Source organism: Allobaileyella intestinalis (assembly GCF_009695865.1).
Taxonomy (GTDB): Bacteria; Bacillota; Clostridia; order Peptostreptococcales; family Anaerovoracaceae; genus Allobaileyella; species Allobaileyella intestinalis.
This window is the reverse complement of record NZ_VUNB01000002.1, coordinates 133185-154618: the sequence shown is the minus strand read 5'-3', so window position 1 is coordinate 154618 and position 21434 is coordinate 133185. Positions and strand designations below refer to the sequence as shown.

The 21434-nt window shown below is 44.5% G+C and carries 22 protein-coding genes and 1 other RNA gene; 2 read left to right on the top strand and 21 right to left on the bottom strand.

The genetic code is table 11. The features are described 5' to 3' along the window. Positions 1–33 precede the first annotated feature (33 nt). Entirely contained in the window at positions 34–1398 is a 1365-nt protein-coding gene (pyk, locus tag FYJ66_RS02635) for a pyruvate kinase (protein ID WP_235897328.1), read from the bottom strand. Beyond that, positions 1379–1561, bottom strand: coding sequence for a hypothetical protein (locus FYJ66_RS09170; RefSeq protein WP_206156983.1), 183 nt, complete (start codon positions 1559–1561; stop codon positions 1379–1381). The genes pyk and FYJ66_RS09170 overlap by 20 nt, the downstream gene beginning before the upstream one ends. 317 nt (positions 1562–1878) lie before the next feature. Between FYJ66_RS09170 and FYJ66_RS02630 the strand changes: the two genes are divergently transcribed. Both FYJ66_RS02630 and FYJ66_RS02625 read left to right on the top strand, forming a co-directional pair. Then, the gene (locus FYJ66_RS02630) at positions 1879–2844 is read left to right on the top strand and encodes a 3-hydroxyacyl-CoA dehydrogenase (protein ID WP_154571961.1); all 966 of its coding nucleotides are present in this window, start codon (positions 1879–1881) and stop codon (positions 2842–2844) included. Positions 2845–3051: 207 nt separating this feature from the next. Further along, complete coding sequence (locus tag FYJ66_RS02625; RefSeq protein WP_154571960.1) at positions 3052–3267, top strand: hypothetical protein; 216 nt, start codon at positions 3052–3054, stop codon at positions 3265–3267. 36 nt (positions 3268–3303) lie between these two features. Here FYJ66_RS02625 and FYJ66_RS02620 read toward each other — a convergent pair whose 3' ends face one another. The 19 genes from FYJ66_RS02620 to ssrA form a co-directional block, all read right to left on the bottom strand. Further along, complete coding sequence (locus tag FYJ66_RS02620; protein ID WP_154571959.1) at positions 3304–4224, bottom strand: hypothetical protein; 921 nt, start codon at positions 4222–4224, stop codon at positions 3304–3306. 569 nt (positions 4225–4793) lie between these two features. Next, positions 4794–5534 (bottom strand): putative PEP-binding protein, encoded by a 741-nt coding sequence (locus FYJ66_RS02615; protein ID WP_154571958.1) that lies wholly within the window; start codon positions 5532–5534, stop codon positions 4794–4796. Positions 5535–5560: 26 nt separating this feature from the next. Continuing rightward, positions 5561–6022 carry an alpha-amylase family glycosyl hydrolase gene (locus tag FYJ66_RS02610; protein ID WP_154571957.1) on the bottom strand — a complete coding sequence of 154 codons (462 nt, stop codon included), beginning with the start codon at positions 6020–6022 and terminating at the stop codon, positions 5561–5563. 4 nt (positions 6023–6026) lie between these two features. Continuing rightward, the gene (locus FYJ66_RS02605; protein ID WP_154571956.1) at positions 6027–6992 is read right to left on the bottom strand and encodes a PfkB family carbohydrate kinase; all 966 of its coding nucleotides are present in this window, start codon (positions 6990–6992) and stop codon (positions 6027–6029) included. 248 nt (positions 6993–7240) lie between these two features. Continuing rightward, entirely contained in the window at positions 7241–8083 is an 843-nt protein-coding gene (locus tag FYJ66_RS02600) for an aminotransferase class IV (protein ID WP_154571955.1), read from the bottom strand. 713 nt (positions 8084–8796) lie between these two features. Further along, positions 8797–9288, bottom strand: coding sequence for a GNAT family N-acetyltransferase (locus FYJ66_RS02595; RefSeq protein ID WP_154571954.1), 492 nt, complete (start codon positions 9286–9288; stop codon positions 8797–8799). A gap of 67 nt (positions 9289–9355) precedes the next feature. Beyond that, the gene (locus tag FYJ66_RS02590) at positions 9356–10039 is read right to left on the bottom strand and encodes an MmcQ/YjbR family DNA-binding protein (RefSeq protein WP_154571953.1); all 684 of its coding nucleotides are present in this window, start codon (positions 10037–10039) and stop codon (positions 9356–9358) included. Positions 10040–10085: 46 nt separating this feature from the next. After that, the gene (locus FYJ66_RS02585) at positions 10086–11129 is read right to left on the bottom strand and encodes a methyltransferase domain-containing protein (RefSeq protein ID WP_154571952.1); all 1044 of its coding nucleotides are present in this window, start codon (positions 11127–11129) and stop codon (positions 10086–10088) included. Positions 11130–11333: 204 nt separating this feature from the next. Further along, a complete protein-coding gene (locus FYJ66_RS02580; protein WP_206156970.1) occupies positions 11334–11747 on the bottom strand; it encodes a helix-turn-helix domain-containing protein in 414 nt (137 codons plus the stop codon). Positions 11748–12070: 323 nt separating this feature from the next. Continuing rightward, a complete protein-coding gene (locus FYJ66_RS02575; protein ID WP_206156969.1) occupies positions 12071–12580 on the bottom strand; it encodes a hypothetical protein in 510 nt (169 codons plus the stop codon). Positions 12581–12835: 255 nt separating this feature from the next. Then, the gene (locus FYJ66_RS02570; protein WP_154571949.1) at positions 12836–13000 is read right to left on the bottom strand and encodes a hypothetical protein; all 165 of its coding nucleotides are present in this window, start codon (positions 12998–13000) and stop codon (positions 12836–12838) included. 500 nt (positions 13001–13500) lie between these two features. Then, positions 13501–15426, bottom strand: a complete 1926-nt coding sequence (locus FYJ66_RS02565) for an oxidoreductase (protein WP_154571948.1) — start codon at positions 15424–15426, stop codon at positions 13501–13503. A 230-nt stretch (positions 15427–15656) separates the two neighbouring features. After that, positions 15657–16469: a MerR family transcriptional regulator gene (locus tag FYJ66_RS02560; protein ID WP_154571947.1), complete on the bottom strand. Its 813-nt coding sequence runs from the start codon at positions 16467–16469 to the stop codon at positions 15657–15659. A 203-nt stretch (positions 16470–16672) separates the two neighbouring features. After that, positions 16673–17989, bottom strand: coding sequence for an ATP-binding protein (locus tag FYJ66_RS02555; protein WP_154571946.1), 1317 nt, complete (start codon positions 17987–17989; stop codon positions 16673–16675). 301 nt (positions 17990–18290) lie between these two features. Continuing rightward, a complete protein-coding gene (locus tag FYJ66_RS02550; protein ID WP_154571945.1) occupies positions 18291–18848 on the bottom strand; it encodes a hypothetical protein in 558 nt (185 codons plus the stop codon). Between the two features lie 134 nt (positions 18849–18982). Continuing rightward, positions 18983–19564: a DUF4417 domain-containing protein gene (locus tag FYJ66_RS09470; protein WP_154571944.1), complete on the bottom strand. Its 582-nt coding sequence runs from the start codon at positions 19562–19564 to the stop codon at positions 18983–18985. Between the two features lie 241 nt (positions 19565–19805). Beyond that, positions 19806–20237 (bottom strand): hypothetical protein, encoded by a 432-nt coding sequence (locus tag FYJ66_RS02540; protein WP_154571943.1) that lies wholly within the window; start codon positions 20235–20237, stop codon positions 19806–19808. A 90-nt stretch (positions 20238–20327) separates the two neighbouring features. Next, complete coding sequence (locus tag FYJ66_RS02535; protein ID WP_154571942.1) at positions 20328–20504, bottom strand: hypothetical protein; 177 nt, start codon at positions 20502–20504, stop codon at positions 20328–20330. Positions 20505–20781: 277 nt separating this feature from the next. Then, positions 20782–21138, bottom strand: a transfer-messenger RNA (tmRNA) gene (ssrA, locus tag FYJ66_RS02530). Between the last annotated feature and the right edge of the window lie 296 nt (positions 21139–21434).

Sequence of the window (21434 nt, the reverse complement as noted above, 5' to 3'; positions counted from 1 at the left end):
TACTCCTGGTTTTTGTAAATACAATTTGTAGTGCTATTTATTGATCTTCCAAACCCGGACAGTGTTCGTCCTGTTTTCACCTACCGGAATGCCGGCACTGAGGACCACTCGGTCTCCTTTTTTTGCATAACCCTCTTCCTGAGCCCTGGCCACGCAGTGGTCAAAAAGTTCTTCCATCACCATATGGTTCTCCCGGATCATGGGCAGAACGCCTCGGAAAAGAGCCATCTGATGGTATACCTTCAGGTCGTGAGTTGCTCCAACCACAGGAACCTCCGGCTGATACTTGGACATTCTGGCTGCAGTGCGGCCTGAGGTGGTAACAGCTATTATTACGCTGGCATTTACGTCTTTTGCAAGAGAGGCGGCTGCCCGGCTGACGGCGTTGGTTATATCGTCGGCATTCATGGCGTAGCCTACTGGAACCCTAGGCAGCTTCTCGTGGTCAGCCTCGGCCTGGAGGCAGATTTCAGCCATGGTACGCACAGCCTCTGCAGGGTATTTTCCTGCTGCGCTTTCACCAGAAAGCATTACGGCGCTGGTTCCGTCAAAAACAGCGTTGGCCACGTCGTTGATCTCGGCTCTTGTGGGAACGGGATTGGTAATCATCGACTCCAGCATTTGCGTTGCCGTAATTACAAGTTTGCCTTCTTCTACGCACCGGCGGATAAACTTTTTCTGAATGCCCGGAAGGAGGACGTAATCCACTTCAACGCCCATATCTCCTCTGGCGATCATGATGCCGTTAACCAGAGGAAGTATCTCCTCGAAGTTGTCCACTCCCTGGGTGCTTTCAATCTTTGCTATTACTTTAATCTTGCTTCCGCCGTTTTCATCGAGAAAATTTCTTATGGCCCGGGCGTCATCTGCGGATCTCATGAAAGAAGCGGCCACATAATCCACATCTTCTTCAATTCCAAAAAGCAGATCACTTTTGTCCTGGGCTGACAGGTATTCCATCTTGATGTCCACCCCTGGAATGTTGACGCCCTTTCTGTCTGAAAGTGTCCCGCCGTGAACTACCGAACAGATCAGGTCGGTATCTGTGGTCTTCTTTACTTCAAGGACGATCATTCCATCGTTAATGAGGACCTTGTCTCCGGATTTCAGTTCCCTCGGCAGGTTTTTATAGGAAACGGAGACCCGGTTTTCGTCTCCCTGAACCTCTTCTGTTGTGAGGGTGAACTCACTGCCCTCCGCCAGCTCTACCGGCCCCTCCTTGAAGGTGCCGATGCGGATCTCCGGCCCCTTCGTATCAAGCAGTACTGCTGCCGGAATCCCCAGCTGGTCTCTCACCTTCCTGAAGGTTTCAATATTCTCGTGATGATCCTGGTGAGATCCGTGGGACATGTTCATTCTTCCCACATTCATTCCTGCCTCAAAAAGCTTCTTTATCATTTCCGGGCTTCTGGAGGCAGGCCCCAGAGTGCAGATAATCTTTGTTTTTCTCATCAACAATACCATTCCCTTTCACTTTATATGATATGAGTATCAGAACCGGCAGGTCTGTTTCCCTGGCCTTAGAGGATCTGAACTTTTTCCCATAGATTTTTGTTTCCATAGAGTTGTTTTAAGATTCTCTGTTATGTTAACACAAAGGACTATTCCCATTAAGGTGAATTAGTGTATGTTTTACCAATTGACAGTTTATTGCCGGATGGTTATTGGATATCTGCCCACAGATTATCCGCTGATTACCAGATGTTTGCCTGCTGACATCTGGTGTACAAATACTTAAACATCGGTTAAGTATCTTGAACTTTCGGGATTCGATGTTATACTATACACAAAGGTAAACATTGAACAAAATGATACTTAAATGCTTCGGTCCGGTTGCAAAACCGTAACCTGAGGCAGTTATATACAGGAGGTACCAATATGAAGTTTTCAAAGGTAACTGTAATAGGCGGCGGAGTACTGGGAACACAGATTGCTCTGATGAGCGCATACACCGGTCACGATACAACAATCTGGCTTAGAAGCCAGGGATCTATTGGCAGAACTGAGCCTAAAGTAAAACATTATGAAGAGGCCATGCTGGCTGATCTTAATGGTGCCAGAGCCCTGATCGGCAATCCAATGGGCGGATATCTCTATCCGAAGGGTCTGATCAGGAACTGGGAGGGAATCACCTCTGAAACCATCGACCAGCTTGCAGCAACAGCAAAAGACAATTTTGAAAACCATCTTCACATCACTCTGGACATGAAAGAAGCCCTTTCCGGCGCTGACGTGGTAATCGAGGCCATGTCCGAGGATCCTGAAGCCAAGAAGAACATCTACGCAAAGATGAAGGATCTCCTGGACGAGAAAACACTCCTTCTCACCAATACATCCACCCTTCTTCCAAGCATGTTTGCAGACAAAACCGGAAGACCTGACAGATATCTGGCTCTTCACTTTGCAAACTCCATCTGGAAAAACAACACCGGCGAAGTAATGGGACACGCTGGTACAAGCCCTGAAAGCTTCAAGAAGGCAGTGGAATTTGCTGACGAAATCAACATGATTCCACTGGAGCTCCACAAAGAACAGCCTGGTTACATTCTGAACTCCATGCTGGTTCCTTTCCTCAACGCAGCTGAAGCACTGTGGGCAAAGGGTGTGGCAGATCCAGAAACCATCGACAAAACATGGCAGCTGGGAACAGGCGCTCCTGTAGGGCCTTTCAAAATCCTTGACATAGTAGGTCTGGAAACAGCTTACAATATCGTTACTCTGAATCCTGAATACAAAAAAGAAGATTCCGTCATCCGCAAGATCGGCGACCTTCTGAAAGAGAAAGTTGACAAGGGCGAAACCGGAATCAACGCAGGAAAGGGATTCTACAGCTACGGAAAATAGGCGTTAATCAGTCAGCCGGATTTTTCCGGGGTTCACAAGGGGAATGGCGGAATAAAATCTGATTTTATTCCGCCATTCCCCTTGATATTAGCGGTTCATAAGACTACAATGCAGTTGCAGTGAAGATAGAAGATACACGTGCATACATCCTGTTTAGTATTACAAGGACGGATAACAACGTGCAGTAGGACTAAAAGGAGGCATATTATGGATATCAAGACTTTTGAGAGCTATTCAGATTTTCTGGAAGATGAAACTCTTGCCGAAGAAGAGCAGGCAGCCTGGGAGAAAGGATTTGCCGATGGTGAGGTTAAAGCCCTGACCCTGGCAAAGAAGTTTGCCGATGAGGGCCGCCTTGATGACCTGACACGGGCAATTGAAGATCCTGCATTCAGGAAAGAAATGTACAAGAAATTTGAGTAATAGAATATTGAAAGCGCTGCCAGCTGGCAGCGCTTTTTATTGTACGTGTTGTCCTTGCCCAGAGAAAATACCGTCCGAGGAACGTGGCCATATTCCAAAACCCGGTGGAAGTGAAATATCCGGTTTCCCATCTTTTATCATGTGGCCACCGGAAACAAGTCTTTCGGCAATTTGTTCAACATGCTTTGGATCCAGAGGGGAATCGAAAGACTCAAATGTGATGATTAATCGCTGCCCGGGATAAATGCCATTCTTCTGATATTCCATTATCCTCTTTATTGCCTTAAGAGCATAGTCTGGATCATCCATCATTCCAAAATGCTCCCAGTATATCTCCTGACGGCTCTCCACATCCCATATGGTGTAGTCCGGATAAATTAACTTGCTGAATTTTCCCTTTCCTATTCTCAAAGGCTTCTCGTAAAAGAACGATATTCCATATCTGACTAAAATCATAGCAATGATGAATTCCGATTTTGACCTTACAGCGGAAAACTTTGATGAAAGGAATTTCTTATTTTCCTTAAAGAAATCGTTGCCTTTATAATTTTGAGACGCCCACAGCCTGCAAACCTCCTCATTGGTCATGAGCGGATCATCTATCAATTCTCTGATACATTGAGGTTGCTTCATCAGCACGTTTTCCACTATGCAAAACGAATCATAAAGGCGCTTTAGTTTTTTCAAAATCTTCAGCTCATCTGTAACAGCATTCAGCATCTGACTGAACAGCCGCTTTTGAATTAACGCTTGTATCAGCTCCTTCTGATTGCTTTTCAGATATTTGCCTGATTTATCTGAAGGCAAGATTCTTTGATAACACTGGATCACCCCCTTCTTCCTTACAGCTCTGATTTTCCCAGGAGGTGCAGCTTTTAATTGTTTTACCAGTTCTTCTGACAGCATTTCAAGGAAAGCAATCCTGTCATTGACCATTGTTATTAATCCTTTTAGCATTGCACGCCCTTTCTTCACAATAATAGTTTAGATTGCCAGCTATCTGTGTGTCATTTGGTGAGAAAGTTATATCATTGCCTCTGATTTCAGGCAAACGTAGAAATGCTGAAAACGGACGTTTTCCTCTCAAATTTCTTTTAATTATAAAAATGCAGGTGGTTCCGGGATCTGAAGAAGGGCCAAGAAAGAATGCCCTGAAGAAATACAAAGAAAAAATGCCCTGAAATTTCAGCTTTCTTAAAAATCAGGGTATCGTACAAGATTTTTTTCCGTTCTTTTACAGCGAGAAAAAGGATCTTCTAATTCTCAGGGTATTTGGAACAACAAACAGTGGGGTACACATGAATCTGTTCACTATAAATGTGATGGTATTGATCAAAACAAGATGCACAGAGGCAGAATCAACTTGAATCAGGATTGTACTTAACCCTGGGATTTTAAAAAAGCGATTTCTCGCTGTATAAAACTCGTGTTTTTTTGATAGGCGTATTACAGCGTACGGAGAAATGTTTTAAGGCCGCTGCATTCTGAAATAATGCAGCGGCCAGTAATCACTGTTATTAATGGAATTAATGGAAATTTTCTTCTTCCACTTTCTCTGGAAGGCTTAGATCCAGCTTGTCATTCTGCCGGTCCACAGCCAGAGTATACTGAGTCAGGTCGTTTGTACCGATAGAGAAGAAATCGCAGTGTTCTGCCAGGTCATCGGCAATCAGTACTGCCGCCGGCGTCTCTACCATGATTCCAACTTCTACCGGCCCCGTTGGTACTCCTTCCTGTTCCAGTTCTTTCCGGCACTCATCCATCAGCTCCCTGGCAGAAACCAGTTCCCGTACGCTGATTATCATAGGGAACATCACTGCAAGGTTGCCATAGGCAGAAGCCCTGAGAAGGGCTCTCAGCTGAGTTTTGAAAAAGTCCTTCCTTGTCAGGCAGATCCGGATAGCCCTGAATCCCATGGCAGGGTTGGCTTCCTGGTCAAGATTCATGTATCCCACCTGTTTATCTGCACCGATATCACAGGTTCTGATTACAACTTTCCGTGGAGCCAGAGCCTCAAGGACTTCTTTATAAGCGTTGAACTGCTCTTCTTCTGAGGGCGGATTGCCCTTGGTATTCAGATAGACAAATTCAGAGCGGAAAAGGCCAACTCCTTCTGCATCATTTTCCAGAACAGCTTCCACATCCTCAGGTCCGCCTATGTTGGCGTAAATCTTGATTTTCCTGCCGTCTACGGTTACGCTTTCCTTGCCTTTCAGATCCTTCAGCAGAGCTTCTTCCTTTTTGTCCTGTTCCTGACGTTCGAGCATCACCTTCAGGATGTCAGCCGTCGGATTTACATAAATGCTGGAATTGTATCCATGGCATTTGGTATATCCCAGTTGTCATAGAAGAAGTAGCGGTCCTGAAACTCTTTCTCTCCATTCTTGGCCCGGCGGGCCCATTCATGTTCATCGCTGGTGTGATTCATGACGAAATCCAAGCACACACAGATGCCCTTTCTGTGGCAGGCATCTGACAAATTTCCCAGATCTTCCATTGTTCCCAGTGCCGGCTCCACCTTCCAGAAATCGGAAACAGCGTATCCACCGTCGCTTTTTCCTTCCGGGCTTTCCAGCAGGGGCATGAGGTGGAGATAGTTCACCCCCAGTTCCCGCAGATATTCCAGGTGCTCCCTCACGCCCTCCAGATTGCCGGCAAACTGCTCAGTATAAACCATGTATCCCAGCCGCTCTTCGAATGTGGTTTCCTTCATGGTTCCATCCCCGTTCTGCCACCCTGCAAGGAGGCGGATCATTCAGCTAGTTCTGCTCCCGGAGCAGTTTCCTCACTTCTTCCTCTTCAGGCATCACCCTTAGTGCGCCCTTCCTGGTCGTTACAATAGAAGCCGCTGCATTGGCAAATCTCAGCATGTTTTTCAGTTCTTCCTCTGTCCATCCCTCAAGGCCGTGGTCCAGCACTGTGTTCAGCACGCAGGCACAGAAAGTATCCCCTGCGCCGGTGGTTTCAATTGCCCTGGTCTTGAATGCACCTGCCTGGACCTGCTTTCCTTCACAGTACACCCGGCTTCCATCTGCACCCATTGAAAGGCAGATCATGGGGATTCCCGGATAAGCAGTCTTCAGGGTCCTGACCCCTTCATCGAAATCTTCACAGCCTGTAAACCACCGGATTTCGTTGTCAGAAATTTTCAGAACATCGCAGTGAGCCATTCCCCAGGATATCTGTTCTCTGGCTGCTTCCTCAAAAGGCCAGAGGGGCAGCCTGAGGTTAGGGTCGAAGGAACGGATTACTCCTGCATCCTCAGCCGCTCTCACTGCTTCCCTGGTAGCACTGCGAACAGGCTCTCCCGTCATGGATAGAGAACCGAAATGAAAAATCCTGGAAGATTTCACTTTCTCCCTGTCCAGCTCTTCAGTTCTGAGCATCATGTCTGCTCCCGGGCTGCGGTAGAAGGAAAAATCTCTGTCACCGTCTGGAAGCTTCGACACAAGGGCAAGGGTGGTAGGCACATTCTGATCCAGAAACACCCCTTCCACATCGATTCCCTGCTCTGCAGCCGCCTGCTTCAGCCTGAGGCCGAAGGCATCCTGACCGACTTTTCCAATGAAGGCAGTTCGTTTCCCCAGCTTCTGAAGCATGGACAGAACGTTGCACGGAGCTCCTCCAGGATTGGCTTCGAACAAAGCATTTCCTTGTTCAGAGATGCCGTTCTCCGTAAAATCAACCAGCAACTCTCCCAAAGCTGTCACGTCATATTTCTTCATATCTGTAGTTCCTCCAGACAGAGATATTGGTTCCGCGTTCTTGTTTATTTATGATGATTTTATTGCTATTTATATATGAATATCAACATCATTTAATGTGATATTTCTATTTTTTCGGATTAAAATCTCATTTTATTGTATATATTCAATAATGACGAATAATTTCATGCACTAAAACAGGCCATCCACGAATTTGCATCGCAAATGACCTGTTTTTCCTTGTATTTAATTTGTATTTAATACGGAGGTTATTTGTGGTTTTCTGTTTCTGTGGTCCAGGAAGCGCAGGACTTTTCCACCTGCTCATCGTAGAGCTTCATAATTCTGCGCAGAAGGCTGTTATGCACATCCAGTTCCACCTCCCCGATTCTCCTGATGGGAAGGACTTTTGGAGATGTTCCGCTGATAAATCCTGCATCGAAACTATTTACGGAACTTTCGGGAATCGTACACTCTTCTACTTTGATTCCGTTATCCCTGCAAATATCCACAATCTTTTTCCTGGTAACTCCCTGGAGCACCCCTGCCTCACTGCAGGTGTAAACTTCCTCTCCCCGGATGAAAAAGATGTTTGAACGGCTTCCTTCTGTAATGTTTCCATCTGTGTCCGTGAGGATGACTTCGAACACATTATCCTGCTCGATAATCTTGTTGGTTGCCTCCCGTAGAGCCAGATTCCGTCTTTTGATATGTGGTTTTATGCGGACCGCCATGTAAAACTCAGTGTCCACGCCATTTTCATAGGCCTCGGGATCCGGGTACACAGCGTTCATGAGCTTAAGATAAACATCATCCTCTCCGTTGCTGCTGGATATTATTATCTTCACATTGTCATTCCGGACATTGTTGGATTGAAGAAGAAGGCAAATCAGCCTGTTCATTTCCTCCAGAGAAAAAACAGGTTTTTTCCCCACGCCCTGCAGAGAGCGGACCAGCCTGTTGTAATGGTCCTCTGCAAAAAGGGGTTTCCCGTCTATTACCCGGATGACATCGTATACATAATCATCCCCTTTGTTACTTTCAACCTGGAACAGACTTTCATCAATAACCTGTCCGTTCTTCACTACTTTGCCAGATGTATATCGTTCCATTCTCCACTTCTCTCCAGTGATTTTCTGCCGATGCCCCGCAAGCCTCCGCCCTGCCGGAGGAACTTTTTCATAAAGTCATTTCTTCAGGAAGGGCACACGACAGGGGCCATTATACCACATTAACTTTGTACATAAAGTGTTTATTGAACGGTCAGCCGACCCTGAAGAGACCTTCAGAGAGTGGGAGCCTTACGTTATCCGGTTTGACCAGGCGGACAACGTGGGTTCATCTACAGAAAAGGCCTGAACATCGGCGGTAAATACGAGGGTGAAGAAACTCAGGAACTCATTTCCAAGTTAGAAGGTGAGCTGGCCAGAAAGAAAAAGGCATTAAAAGAGAGAATGCCATGGGCGTTCATACAAACACCGATCCGGAAGGAGGTGTCAGGAAAGCTGGTGAAAGGTTTCTATGACGATAATGAGTTGAAAAAAATCGATAATCTCCTGAGCCACGCAAAGCGGGGAGAGCGGATTCGCAGGCTATTAGGAGTGTGATTTTAAGGCATCTGTATTTCTGTATTCTTCAAATCTAATTTACTCGAGCAAAAATGCAGAGTACAGATGCCTCTTTTCGCAATATTAAGCCAAAGATATACGGCGAGAATCAGGAGATTCTGAATCACGCCGTAATAAATCAATGTTTTTTGATTGGCATACAGCGAGAACATACAATCTTGAATCTCGGGGTTATCGTCTAAAAAACTCATTGTAATCTATGGCTGTGACCATTGATAAGCTATTCTTGGTGATCCATCAGCAACATGTATGGTGCCACACTTCTTGAATCCATTTTTCTCTATCGCCCTCTGCATCAAATGGTTGTCATTATGTGTATCTATCCTGATATTTGAAGATTTTAGCTTGCAATATTCCACAGCACATCGAAGCAATCCGTGGATCTGACCGTCTCCCGCTATTCTGTGGATCGTCACATACGGTTCGTCATTCAACCATTGACCATCTTCAATATTCTGGTATGTTGGATCTGCTCCCTCGAATACAGCGAACACGCCATGTATTCCACTTTCGTCGAAGATCACTCTGCACACACCGTTTTGTATATCGGACTTTATCAGACTTGAATCTGGGTAAAAATGCCCCCATTGGTTGGGATTCCCAGATTGAATCATAAAATCCTGTGCATATCTGTAAATCTCCATGATCCGGTGATAATCCCGATCTGTTCCGCATCTTATTCTCAACATAGCATCCTCCATAAATTATGATTAGCGGTGCGTTTGATTTAATTATTTCATTTCGACAAACGGGAATTCATCTCCGGTCAGTGGTCAGTGCATAGCTTTGTTTTACAAAGGACATCACCGTTTCATCGTCCAAGGAATCATCTAATATGATTGAAATCCATGTTTTATGATTCATGTGGTATCCAGGGAATATACTCTCTGCATACTGCCTGACATTTTCTTCCAATGTATCAGATTTCACATTAATAATGTCTATTGGAGTATTATCCTGATTTTTTAGCAATGTCTTTCTTTTTACATTCATAATAAGTGCGAACCATTTTCTGTTATTCTCATGCCTAAACACACCATATGACTGGTATGTTTTCTCGTCCCAAGGAAAATCCGGTTTAACATCAAAACGATTAAGAATCTCTTCTGTGATCCGATTTGCCTGACCAGAAGCAAAGAAAACAGCCTCACAGATTTCTTTACTAACACTTTCAAGCAACTGTCTGTAAGCCTCTCGAACAGAATTCACATAAGCCCCATTGAAATTTTCTGATCTGAGTTGGGCGTACTCTTCATCATTCATTTTATCGATAACTTTACCGTCGATACTCCCTTTCCCGGACACAGAGAGGATTGCATGGAATTCGTTATTCATGAAATCCACTTCATAAATATATTGCTCACCGACCTTCTGAAAGCCGAAGCTCTTCATTTTTTCCGGTATAAACCTTTTTCTACGGAATACTTCATCTTCAATCATTGTGGTTCTTCAACTTTCGATTTATTGTTTTCTAAATAACCACCGATTAACAGCACCCCTCGGATCCGTCCTCGCTACTACAGCAGTTTTCTGGCTCCTCGAACCATCCGAAGTGATGACTCCGGTCGCCAAACACCGTGAAGTATCTGCTAAAGCGGGTGTGCTGTATCATGGCGCAGGTGTTTCCTGATACTGATACCGGAAGGCCTTTGATGAATGTGTGGTTCATATCCAGGGACCAGCTGTGCTCGTGCTCATGGATTCCACCGTCGTAGCGGATAAATTGGCCATAATTCTCAGCTGCATCCTCGATAAGATCCGGCAGCTTCACAGCCCTGATGGTATCGGAAGTGTAGCTGATGTTGCCAACTTTTTCCTCGATCTCCCTGTTGTTGATCGGCACGTCGGTGCATGATACCACGCGGTAGTCGTTCCATCCGGCCTTATACAGCATGCGTCGGAAGTCCTCCACATACATACTGCCTCCCAGGCACTCGCCAAGGAGTACAGGGTCATGGTTTATTTCGTCAGGCACTCTCCTGTCAGCGAAAATGTCGCTGAAGTACAACTCTCCGCCGTTCTTTAAGACACGCCAGATCTCACTGAAAATCTTCTGCTTTTCATCAGCTAGGTTGATCACGCAGTTGGAGATCACCACGTCTACCGATCCGTCCTGGATACCCGCACTCTTCAGGTCTTCGATATACCCTTTTCGAAACTCCACGTTATCGAATCCCCACCGGTCTGCTATCTCCTGATGGTATTTTTCAGCTATGGACAGCTGGTCATCGTTCATGTCCACCCCAATCACACGTCCGGACGGTCCCACGAGCTTTGCCGCAACGTAGCAGTCGCGGCCGGTGCCGCAGCCGAGGTCCAGCACTGTGCAGCCCTCTAGACCGTCTGGCAAAGGTGAACCGCAGCCGTAGTATTTCGTGAGAATCTCGTCGGGGAGCTGTGCGGAGATTTCCTTGACCTGCCGGCTCACTCCGTGGGATGAACAGCAACATACAGAAGTGGCCAGCTGACCGTCATTCTCGGTGCTGGCGGCACTGTAGTATTCTTTTACCAATTCGTGAGTGTTCTTCATTGGTACCTCCTTTGCTTCATTGGAATCAACTATTGAATTACATTGTAGACCTTGACTTTGCCGGGAGCAATCATACCGGGCTGTTCTTTCAATGAATTGATCAGCTGTCTTTCAATTCACCTTCAACATAATTACCCCCCGTTGGCCATTGAAATCAGCGGAATTCGTTGCAATGTAAAAGGTTCAGAGTTTTACCTCTGAACCTCAAAAAATGGTGGAGATGACAAGGAATGAACCTGGGTCCAAAAACCTCTCAACCCATTGATTTCTTGAGATTCTTGACTTGAGCTTCGTCAGTCCCGAACTGCCCATTATTTCGTTAGATAATCCATCATACATCCCATAATTATTAAACTCCCCGTCTATGACGAGGAGTTCCTTTAACTCAATGCCTAGTGCATTGGCAAGTATCAACATTGTCTCAAGAGCGGGTATCGACTCACCCCTGTACCACTTGTATATCGCCTGTTCAGTTGATATACCGGTGATAGTCATGATATCTCTCACAGAGTAGCCGCTTGCTTTCACCAGGTTCCTGATGTTAGCTCCGGTCTTCTCCATGTTGATAGAGATGTCCACCCGTCTGACGGGCTTACGGAAGGTATTCAGTTGTTCCATAATGTGTATCACCCCTTCTCGTTCAGCGCTTAACATAACTGCGGTACTCGAGTATACACTATTACCTCCTGTTTGTGAACTAAACTGTTGGTTTAGAATGTATTCTTTTTGAATTGCGACATGTAACCGAACCTCCGCCGCAAAAAGTTTTCGAACTGTTGAAGAAAGGTATACTCGTTGATCTGAAATTGCATGAACATTCACAGATAACTAATAACAAACGCAATAACTTCAAATCAATGACATTGGACTCAAACATAATAATGCGCCACAGTGAGTATGCTCGACCAATCTGTCAGCAGTTCCGGAAAGGCCCACCTCTGTCAGAGAACCTCTTCTATTTCTATTGTTTCGGTGGTGTTTGCCTTGTCCAGAGCAAGCTGAAGCAAAGTGAGTCGTTCACTTTCTTCCTCATATGCAGACACCGCTTCATCTATATCGAAATTCGCTATCGAATAGTCGACTATGTTTGAGCGGAAGTCTTCTATCCTTTCCCTTGGGAGTGAAGACGCCATGTCGTTGAGTTTTCTTATTTCTTCTCTGAGCTGAGGCATATAAACCAGCGCCTGGTCTATTGTCAGGTCACCAAACCCCGGCAGCGTATGTGTCACGTTAAACATGTTGATTGCGTGCTTTATCTTGCGTATCTTCGCGTTAATCAACGCAAGTTCTTTCTGAGTCTTTGCGAAGTCATACTCTGGCCTGAGGTCTTCGACATTTTCAGTAGATGAAACCTTGAACTTCGAAGCCTTGTCTTCTCTCCGAAGAATGTTGTTCCTTTTGTTTTCGAGTGTTTTGAGCAGTTTATTTGCTTCAGCAGATGTATATTTCATGTATTTCACCTCCAATTAATCCTTCCTCATGTCACAAACGGATTATATACCACAGATGAAGAAACATCACTGAACCCGCAGTTTAATTGGGCAAAATAATCCAATGGCATTTTTTTGCAACGAAAAAGCTTTTTATTTTAGAGTTGCGAAGCCTTCACACATGTCAATCCACTCGTAGTTCTCCCCTGTCGACCGATACTAACAGGTTCTTTTTATGTCTGTATTTCAGCATATTTGTTAGCAATAATAACTTTTTTACTTGCTTGTCATATCTCTTATCTCTTGTGCCTCTTCTGCCATTCCTCTGATTTTGAGGAGCTTAATCAACCGTTCTGCTTCAGCTCTCATTTTATCATCAGATAAGTCTGCAGTTGATGCATAGCCGCAAGTTCTGCCTTTTTTAACCATTGTTGTAGCCATCTCTTATGCTTTCTACGAAAGCCGGATATAAAAATAACCCCGCACCGGATTGTGCAGGGTCATGTATTCATCTTCCGGCCGGAAGGATAACTAGTCCATGAATTTCACCATGAGATCGTCGATGGCATCGGTGTAGTGGTTTTCCCAGATTACATGGCTTCAGGTGGGTCTGAGAGGGTTTGTATGCGTCTGAAAAAAGGCGCAAAAAATCCGCTGGCCATTGAAATCAGCGGAATTCGTTGCAATGTAAAAGGTCCAGAGTTTTGCCTCTGAACCCCAAAAAATGGTGGAGACGACATGAATCGAACCTGGGTCCAAGTATTGGTTTTTCAACGTTTCTAAAACCCTGCGGACTCAATTGCGGACTCCGACATAGGTTTGCGCCACATCTGAGCAGGTCTTTTTCAGTATTTTCTGTCATTGAAATTGTACTCCCTATGTATTTTTCTAAAAAGAAAAAGCTCAGCTGTTAAGCTGAGCTCTCATTGTTTTTATATCTATTACAGTGCCAGTCCTGTATCATATCCTTCACGGATTGCTGTAAGAGCATTTCCTGCTTTTACGGCACTGCCGATTACATGTACGTCAGCACAGTGTTTTTTAGCAACTTCCTCAAGCGGATTGTAGTTCCTGTATCCGAATGCAGATACTACTGTTGCTGCAGGAATCTCTACTTCCTGACCGTTCTGATCCTTATATATAACAGCATCGGAAGCGATCTTTGATACTGTAGCGTTGGTAATGATCTTCACCTGCTGCTTGTACAAACGCTCCATTGTCGGCACCCTGTTCCATGGGAACATCTCGACAAAGATGTTAGGACGCATCTCCAGAATAGTGACGTCACGATTGGTCTGGGAGATGAACTCTGCAGTTTCACCGCCAACTTCTCCACCGCCGCATACTACGACCGGGCCCTGTGGAACATCAACGTTTCCGAGGAGAACATCTTCAGCTGTAAGAATCTCTCTGTCCTTGATGCCGTCTATCGGTGGTGTGAATGGTCTTGATCCTGTTGCAAGGATGATTGAATCCGGCTTTACTTCGGCAATCAGTTCTTCATTTACATCGCATCCCATGTGGAACTTTACACCAAGCTTCTCACACTGTGCTCTGTAGCTTGAGATAACTGTTGCAAGAATGCCCTTGCCCATAGGATATGAAGCGCTCCTGAATGCTCCACCAAAGTGTGTATCCCTGTCATAAACGTCGACTTCATGACCGCGGATTGCTGCTGTTCTTGCTGCCATAAGGCCTGCAGGACCCGCACCTACTATCATTACCTTCTTTCCTGTTTCTGCTTTGGACAGATCATTTTCATACTCGCGTGTTACCCTTGGATTCACAAGGCATGTGAAGTTCCCTTTGAAAGTTTCTCCGAGGCATCCCTGGAGACAGCCAATGCAGTGATTGATCTCATCAAGTCTTCCCTCTTTTGCCTTTGCCGGGAAGTAAGGATCTGCAAGGCTTCCTCTGCCTACCGCAATAAAGTCCGCCTTTCCCATTTTGAGAACTGTGTCGGCCATCATCGGCTCGTTGATTTTATTTACCGTAATTACCGGGCAAGATACAAGCTCCCTGATCTGTGCTGCAGCATCTGCATTCATTCCATTAACAGCAAACATGGAAGAGATCACCTGATGATTAGGTTCTGACGCATAGCATCCATTTGTAACATGTATGGCGTCTACGCCGAGCTCATCGAAATGACGCGCCAGAGCATAACTTTCGCACTCGGTTCTGCCGCCGGTTATATATTCATTTACAGAAAATCTGACAATTACAGGATAATCAGCACCTACTTTTTTGCGTACCTCCGCATATACCTCATCGAAAAATCTGATCCTATTGGCAAAGCATCCACCATATTCATCAGTTCTCTTATTGATAAAGCCTGAAAGGAACTGCGCAATCAGATATCCATGTCCTGCATGGATATCTATACCATCAAATCCTGCTTTTTTTGCGCGCGCAGCCGCTTCTCCGAAAGCTTTTACTACATTATGTATTTCTTCAACCGTCATTTCTCTTGGCATGTTCATAGCCATCGGGTCTTTTATTGCAGATGGAGCAACGCACTCTCCCGGTGCATCCGGCATCTTCTGCTTTCCAGAGTGATAGATCTGGCAGAAGATCTTGCTCCCGTATTCATGTACTGTGTTCGTAAGTTTAATGTTTTCTGCTATCTGATCATCGTTATAGAAGCCAGAGATGTAAGCATATCCCTTTGCTGATTCTGTTACGCCGTAGTCCTCGACTATTATCAGGCCCCAACCGCCTTTGGCTTTTTCTTCATGATACTTGATGAATCTCTCAGTCAGTGTTCCGTCCGGATTACATACGTTAGTTACCATTGCAGGTACTACCAGTCTGTTTGGTATCTCGCAATTACCAATCTTCTTAGGTGTGAATAATACGTCCAGCATGTCTTCCTCCTTGTTAACATATCTGCTGTATTTCTTCTGACACCTATAGCTTAATTTCTGTAACCATTACAGAGTCAAGCATTGTTTTGTTGTTTTTTTAACGAATTTTGCAGGGAAGGGTCGGGGTTTTTATTTCTATATGCACAAAAAACAGCTCTGTTATTTGTACTCATACATCCAGAGCTGTAATTTTGACCTATAACCGTTATAGATCATCTGAATTGACCGGTTCATTCTATCTCTATAGGAACCTCTATTTCCATCATCCGCTTGAATGATCCGCTTTCATCATATCCTCTTCCGATGATGATTCCTCTTGGCACTCCAGCAAGATTATATCCATTATCCTGGATATATCCGTTGATTTCTCTCGGCAGTTTTCCGGTAAAGTCTCCCATCTCGCCCATATTTACGAAAGTGCACAGGCAAAGTTGCTTCGGTACTGTTTTTTTATTCCCACTGTCTTTTATTTTCAGTCCCTCATAATATGTCTTATCGATCTTATACCACCAGGTTTGCCCTTCATCGTTGAATTCTACACAATTGTCGAAAAAAGATATATTCCGGCTATCAAATATTTGTGAAACCATTTGTTCATCCGATATGAGGCGGTCATATTTATCGCCATCTGATTTGCTGCAGAAAAACATCTCCGATGCTTCCTTTTCCAATACAATGTATTTGCCTAAATTATATCTGCAGATTCGGAGCTTCTTTTTCAGCTGCTTCATCCTTGTCTTGTACAGACTTTTATATTCTATTTCATTCGTAAGCCGGGATTCCATTTCAGAAAGCTTTTCCGTAACCTTCTTATAATAGTCTCCCGTGACCATTGAACCTATTTCACCAAGGTTCATTCCCCATTCCTTGTATTTAATGGCATCTATGAGCATAAAAACATCAGCCATCGAATAGATCCTGTACTTGCCGTCTTCGCTTCTCTTCGGATGTATTATGCCCTTTTTTTCATAATACCTGATCATCTGATCTGATATCTGAAGCATCTTTGATACATCACCAATTCTAAGCTCTTCAGCTTTCATCACACTTTCCTCCGGCACATTTTGTGAATCGTGTATACCATCACCTTCAATGAAAAACTTGGTCTTTTCTGGATTTTTTCATCCTTTTACTTAATAATAGCATAATCAATGCACAATATATGCCTTGGAGTTGTTCCAAGGCATTTGCTTCTGTTGTCTCCCACGTTCCCAAGTTGTCTCCTCATTTTTCTTATTCCATGTGCTCAATAGTATTGATCCACATTCCAGTTCATATATAACGGCAAACTGCAGGTCGTTGTTTGCTCGCACATATTTATAGCGATGTTTTTCTCGGATAATTTGAAGCCAAATTCCGGCTGATACTTCTTGCAGAACTGTTTATAGCTCTTAGCCTGGGTATTGTCTGCAGCTTTCACTTCTACCGGTATCAGACGCGCCTTGTCCTCATATATAAAGTCTACTTCAGCAGTATTGCCTGAACGCCAGAAGTATGGCTCCTTATTTACTGAGACAAGCTCATTAAATACATAGTTCTCTGAAAACGCACCCTTAAACCGGGCATACATGCCTGTTTCGCCAAGAATAGTTTCTGCCGAGAGTCCGGATCTGACTCTTAGCAGACCAAGATCCGACATATATACCTTGAAATACGTCCTGTCTGCAAATCCTGCCAGAGGCAGTTCCGGTTTCTCAACCATAAAGCACTGCGTTATGAGGCCTGCATCGCTCAGCCATTGCAGTGAATCCTCGAGTTCTGCAGATCTCTTGCCTGCTTTCACATGCGAAAACACAAATTTATTGTTTTCCTTTGCTAGCTGCACAGGAATGGAATCCCATATCCATCTGATTTTTGGCACATCTTTGATTGGTGCATATTTGGTAAAGTCATCCCCATAGTCCTTCAGAATCTCTCTCTGGACTTCTGTAACCTCATCATAATCGTGAGTATCGAGCCAGGTCTGGACTGCCTCAGGCATCCCACCGACTATGTAATAATCCTTCAGCATTTTTTTCATAGGAACAGCATACAGATCCGGGACCGCTCTGTCTGTTGGCCAATTCCCTAATATCTCGATCAGATTCTTTCGCCCGCTGGCAATAACGAATTCCTTAAAGCTCATCGGATATAGCTGAAGCCGGTTTACCTTTCCTACAGGGAATGATATATGTTCCCTTCTTATTGCAACACCCAGCAGAGATCCTGCGCATATAACATGGAGTTCCTGCTTATTTTCACAGAAATATTTGAGCGCAGTGATAGCCCTCGGACAGTTCTGGATTTCATCGAGAAAAAGAAGAGTCTCTCCCGGTACGATGACTTTGCCTGTGAGAAATCCGATTTCAGACATGATCCTATCCACATCAAAGTCATAGTCAAAGATCGCTCCTGCATTTTCGGACTCCTCAAAGTTCAGATATACCATGTTCTCAAAACACGTCCTTCCGAACTCATTAATAATATAAGTCTTGCCGCACTGTCTGACTCCGGTCATCAAAAGTGGTTTTCTGCGCCTGCTTTCTTTCCACTTTACAAGATCGCTTATTATTTCTCTATACATATTACCTCCAAAAGTCATGCCCTATTTGCAGATATTATACAAAAAGTCCTATGACTTTTGCAAATTACTTTGCATTTATCATAGGACTTCTAGCAAATAAAAACCCGAGATCATCTGAATCTCAGGCAAAATTTGGTGGAAACGGCGGGAGCATCCCCGACCAAGATTGCGACCTTTTCGCCCCGAATTCCTATTGCTGTGTAGTTCTGTATGAGCCTTATTGAATGGAACCAAAAGCCTATTCTAATGCCACTGCAAAGGCGGCATATAGGATCAATGCCGCCTCTACAAATTAAAACAATTAGTGGAAAATCACAGTATGGCGATGGCACTCAGGTACTATACCTTCATCCCAGCCTTCCAGAAAAGCGCCCCCATCAGATAATTGATTTTCAAGATCATATCCTTTCAATATGATTATTTCTTCCGAGAACGGGACGACATCTTTTTCAAATAACACCTCCCGGCCATCTACTATAAAGATGATTGCTCTTGTGAGCCAAATATCGTAAGTACATTCGCCGTTTACAGATATACGTTGATTTTCATTTACAAGCCTTATCTCGTCAATAGATGCTCCTATTGGTGTATCAATTTGTTCTACATCAGCAAATGCAGATTTAATCTCATCTTCCGTTGTTTCTTCAAATCTTGACACAGCTACATCATCAGTATGTCCGAAATAATCGACTGTTTCCTGACAATTAGTAAGATTGTACACTTTATCATCTATGAAAAAACCAACTCTTTGAGTCACGCTGTTTGTGAAAACAAACCTATCACATCTGTATTTCGCCAAGGTCTTGCCAATCAGCGATCGTACAGTGTTCTGGTTAAACCTCATATCTATGCTAATCATTTTATTCTCCTTTTACGAAATGTATTTTCTGATACTTTATATCACCGTGATCGTCGCTTTGCCTTATGTTTATTTCAACAGCGGGAGATCCGTCCGAGGAGGATACTTCACGGTATGAAAGAATTGTACCGTCTTCATCTTGGTGACATAGCCTTTGCCATTATCCAATGAAACTTCGCATATTGGTAGAATCTGCCGAAAACCTTTTCTGGCATGTATCCATGAACAAGTACATCTGAAGGCTCTAAGACTCGTAGCATCTCTTCAACGCCTACTTCCATCAGTCTTTTGTCCTCAGCACTTCTTATGCAGCCGTGTGTACTTATACACACGATACCATGCTTTGGGACTCCAAGAAAGCAATAATCAAAGCTTCTTTCGTCACTCCATCTTATATTTGGTATAACTGGAATTCCTTGTTTCTGAAGATAAAACCCTACCGCTCGATTGAAATATGTATTCGTTTGCTGAATGCATGGGGCCTGGTTTACTAGAAGCGTACAGTCCGGTGTAATGACTCCGTCAAATTCTTTGAATAAGCCAAGATACTTATCGGTTGCCGTCAGAACTCTGGCAAAGTACTTGTCATGCATATAGAAATGTACATACTGTCTTTTGTTCTTTGTTCGGCTCGCCTTTTCGAAAGGAATCAGGCTCCGAGGTATTTGCGTGTTTTTTAAATCCAGAAGCATCGGTATACCTGGTTCGCCAACCACCTCCTTTCAACAAACTTATCCATAGTCTTTATAGTCCTTATAACTCAATCTTAAATTTTCTCTTTAAAATCACATCTAACATGTCCCGAATCATAAGTAAATCATCCTCTGTTGAATCCACGGGAATGATGATTTTTGCAATTTCCCCTGACTCGATTGGGATTAACTGGGTGTGGTTTTTCCCACGCCTCCTTTCTGATTGCAGATCGCAATGGTTTCGCATTTTGCCATTCCTAACCTCCTAACTCAGCAGCTTCTGGTCCTTGCTGGGAAACATGTCACGAAGCCAGCCTTCCACGCAGTACCAGTCAACATATCCGTCATCAAAGAACGAGTCGGCAAATACCCCGCAGGCATCGGGAACTTCACTGATGCAGTAGCTCAGTGCCTCCATTTCCGCTGCCGCGGATTCCATTCCATTCTGGCGGAAGATCCTGCCGAGAAGTGTGATCATAGCGTCCGGTTCATCAGAACAGGCCGCTGTTTCCAGCTTACGCACAATCTCCAGGACCGTTTCCTCATCCATCTCCTCGGTCATCTCAGTAAAATGCTTCGCAGCTCTTCTTGCCAGTGCATCCACTAACGGGCATCCTGCGCAGCTTTCTGTTTCACGGGCTCCGGTTTCTCCCAGCCCCATCGCAATAATTTTCATTGTTTCCTTTGTTGTAGCCATCTCTTATCCTTTCTCCGAAAGCCGGATAGAAAAATGACCCCGCACCGGATTGTGCAGGGTCATGTATTCATCTTCCGGCCGGAAGGATAACTAGTCCATGAATTTCACCAGGAGATCGTCGATGGCATCGGTGTAGCGGTTTTCCCGGATCAGCTTGTTTTTCATTTCGATTAGACAGAGAACGATGATCCGGCGTTCGTCGTAGCTCAGCTTATATCTCGGTTCAAACATCATGCTTACCTCCGTTTCTTCATTTTTCTTCAGCATAATGTACTCCCGACGGACCTGCAATTATGCGAAATCAGCTCGGAGAAAATGGAACAGAAAAAATTCCGGACGCAACTGTGCGGCAATCTCGACTCCCCTCATAGCAGGGGAGCCGAAAAAAATCCCAGATTTTTTCCCAGATCATATGGCTTCAGGTGGGTCTGAGAGGGTTTGTATGGGTCTGAAAAAAGGCACAAAAAAATCCGCTGGCCATTGAAATCAGCGGAATTCGTTGCAATGTAAAAGGTCCAGAGTCTTGCCTCTGAACCCCCAAAAATGGTGGAAACGGTGGGAGTCGAACCCACGTCCAAGAATGTATCCGGGAGATTTTCTCCGAGCGCAGCTGATAGTTTGATTTTCACCTTTCCTGCCGTCTGTCAGCAAACTGCAGTCAGGCTATCCCGTAATGTTCCTGAGCTTCCGGGCTTTCACTCAGGAGTTTCCTGCATATATGAGGCCGGTTTACCGATCTGCAGGTGAATCGGGCCGACCCGCGGGCTGAATTAAGCAGCCAGTGCGAAATTGCTATTATTATTTCTAGCGTTTATATTTAAGTTGCCACTTTTTACGTAGACTTGGCGACTACGGCTCGCTTACCTCTGTTCAACAACCCTGTCGAAACCATTACGTTCCCACATATTGAACTTTGTACCAAAAGCTGTTCTGCTTTGGTCTTACAGGATACATTTTCCTAGCGATAATGTCAATATTAATTTTCAATTTTTCAGGACATATCCAGCTTAGCCAGGATTATTGGTATAGTACACAAATTAATACAAGATATTTGTTATTTTCCTACAATTCTTCATTGACATCACCATTGCCTCGTTTATAATAATACACAGCCGTTGGAGATATTTCATGTTTGTTTGCACAAAATATTCAAAGATGGCAGTGACACTCTGGCACTCCATTGTCAGGCAGAGAAGT